Below are 2,500 nucleotides of genomic sequence, written 5' to 3' on the forward strand. Positions count from 1 at the left end.
ATCAGTTCCACGCTCGCCAGGATGCTTTCAGAGCGTGAAACGGAAAAGGCAAACATCGAAGCCCGTCTCGCGCATGCAACGCCTTCGCGCCCAGCGGCACAGGTCTTTCCACATCTGGAACTCGTGCGCCAATTTGCGCAGAAGGTGTCAGCCCTGCGGGAGACGCTGAGCGATGAGGCCGTGCGGACCGAGGCGTCAGAATTGATGGATAATCTGATCGAGAGCGTCACGATCTACCCTGACGCAGCCAATGGTCCGGAAGCAGAAGTCATTGCGAACGTGGCAGATTTGGCGGCGTGGGCCTTAAACGACAACGCCGCCCTGAAGGGCGGCCGCGTAAGTTCTTCATCTGGTTGCGGGGGTAGGATTTGAACCTACGACCTTCAGGTTATGAGCCTGACGAGCTACCGGGCTGCTCCACCCCGCGTCACCGATGTTTTGCGTTCGTTAGGAACGCGAAGAGGGCCGCTAGGGCCCTCTTGAGGGCTTTACGCCCTTGATCATTGAGAATGGGTTTTTTGAAGCGCGCCGGCTTCAATGCCTGGCGACGTCCTACTCTTCCAACGCTTGAGCGTTAGTACCATCGGCGCTGTCAGGTTTCACGGCCGAGTTCGAGATGGGATCGGGTGGGGCACTGACGCTATGGTCACCAAGCAATGGAGCTGGCGCGTTTCTGTAATCGATGTTCTTCGATCGACCGCTCATTTTGAGCGTGGCGAAGGATATTCCGTGCAAGTTTATGTGTCTGGCTGGCTTTATCGTCCACCGGACATCCCTTTACAGGGCTGTCATTGATGGTGGGATTCATCAAGCATGAACAGAGTTATTAGGACCGGTTAGCTCCATACGTTACCGTACTTCTACACCCGGCCTATCAACGTGATGGTCTATCACGACTCGAAGATACCTAATCTTGAGGGAGGCTTCCCGCTTAGATGCTTTCAGCGGTTATCCCGTCCATGCATAGCTACCCTGCTGCGCGGCTGGCGCCACGACAGGTACACCAGAGGCATGTTCACCCCGGTCCTCTCGTACTAGGGGCAACTCCTCTCAAGTATCGACGCCCACGGCAGATAGGGACCAAACTGTCTCGCGACGTTCTGAACCCAGCTCACGTACCACTTTAATTGGCGAACAGCCAAACCCTTGGGACCTGCTCCAGCCCCAGGATGTGATGAGCCGACATCGAGGTGCCAAACGATTCCGTCGATATGAGCTCTTGGGAATCATCAGCCTGTTATCCCCGGCGTACCTTTTATCCGTTGAGCGATGGCCCTTCCACGAGGGACCACCGGATCACTATGACCGACTTTCGTCTCTGCTCGATTCGTCAATCTCGCAGTCAGGCAGGCTTATGCCATTGCACTCTTGCAGCCGGTTTCCAACCGGCCTGAGCCTACCATCGCGCGCCTCCGTTACTCTTTAGGAGGCGACCGCCCCAGTCAAACTACCCGCCACAGAGGGTCCCTGTACCGGATAACGGTACGAGGTTAGACATTAAAAAATCACAGGGTGGTATTTCACCTATGGCTCCACACCAGCTGGCGCCGATGTTTCAAAGCCTCCCACCTATGCTACACAATAATTTTCCAATGCCACTCTGAAGCTGCAGTAAAGGTGCACGGGGTCTTTCCGTCTAACCGCGGGTACTCCGCATCTTCACGGAGAATTCAATTTCGCTGAGCATATCCTGGAGACAGTGGGGAAGTCGTTACGCCATTCGTGCAGGTCGGAACTTACCCGACAAGGAATTTCGCTACCTTAGGACCGTTATAGTTACGGCCGCCGTTTACCGGGGCTTCAATTCGGAGCTTGCACTCCTCCTCTTAACCTTCCGGCACCGGGCAGGCGTCAGACCCTATACGTCGTCTTGAAGCCGACTTAGCAGAGTCCTGTGTTTTTGCTAAACAGTCGCTACCCCCTGGCCTGTGCCCCCCACATCTGCTTGCGCAAACATGGGGCCTCCTTCTTCCGAAGGTACGGAGGCAATTTGCCGAGTTCCTTCAGGATACTTCTCTCAAGCGCCTTGGTATACTCTACCTGACCACCTGTGTCGGTTTCGGGTACGGTCTATACGGTGGGGCTATTTCCTGGAACCTCGTGAAAGCACGCCCAATCCAATAAGGACGTACAATGTAAGAGATCCGTCACACACCACCAGGCCCACGAATATTAACGTGGTTCCCATCGACTACCCCCTTCGGGCTCGTCTTAGGGGCCGGCTCACCCTGCTCAGATTAGCTTTAAGCAGGAACCCTTGGTCTTTCGGCGAGAGGGCATCTCACCCTCTTTATCGCTACTCATGTCAGCATTCGCACTTCCGATACGTCCACGGTCGGTTACCCTTCCGCTTCACTCGCCTACGGAACGCTCCGCTACCGCTCAGAACAAAGTTCTGAACCCTAAGCTTCGGTGCATCACTTTAGCCCCGTTACATTTTCGCCGCAGGAACCCTTATTTAGACCAGTGAGCTGTTACGCTTTCTTTAAAGGATGGCTGC

1 protein-coding gene, 1 tRNA gene and 2 rRNA genes (1 of these 4 cut by a window edge) are annotated in these 2,500 nt (G+C 55.1%); 1 reads left to right on the top strand and 3 read right to left on the bottom strand.

Annotated elements, in window-relative coordinates; translation table 11 throughout:
- Window positions 1-372 (top strand): hypothetical protein (locus MTR66_RS01255; protein WP_243917222.1); only part of this gene is annotated, 372 nt, incomplete at its 5' end.
- On the opposite strand, the gene MTR66_RS01260 is transcribed toward MTR66_RS01255, so the two are convergent.
- From MTR66_RS01260 to MTR66_RS01270, 3 genes are all read right to left on the bottom strand, one after another.
- Window positions 351-427 (bottom strand) — tRNA-Met (locus tag MTR66_RS01260). The genes MTR66_RS01255 and MTR66_RS01260 overlap by 22 nt on opposite strands.
- A gap of 112 nt (window positions 428-539) precedes the next feature.
- Window positions 540-654: ribosomal RNA gene (gene rrf / locus MTR66_RS01265) — 5S ribosomal RNA — on the bottom strand.
- A gap of 152 nt (window positions 655-806) precedes the next feature.
- Window positions 807-2,500 (bottom strand): 23S ribosomal RNA (locus MTR66_RS01270) (it continues 1,100 nt past the right edge of the window).

It is taken from the genome of Novosphingobium beihaiense (assembly GCF_022832375.1).
Classification (GTDB): Bacteria; Pseudomonadota; Alphaproteobacteria; order Sphingomonadales; family Sphingomonadaceae; genus Novosphingobium; species Novosphingobium beihaiensis.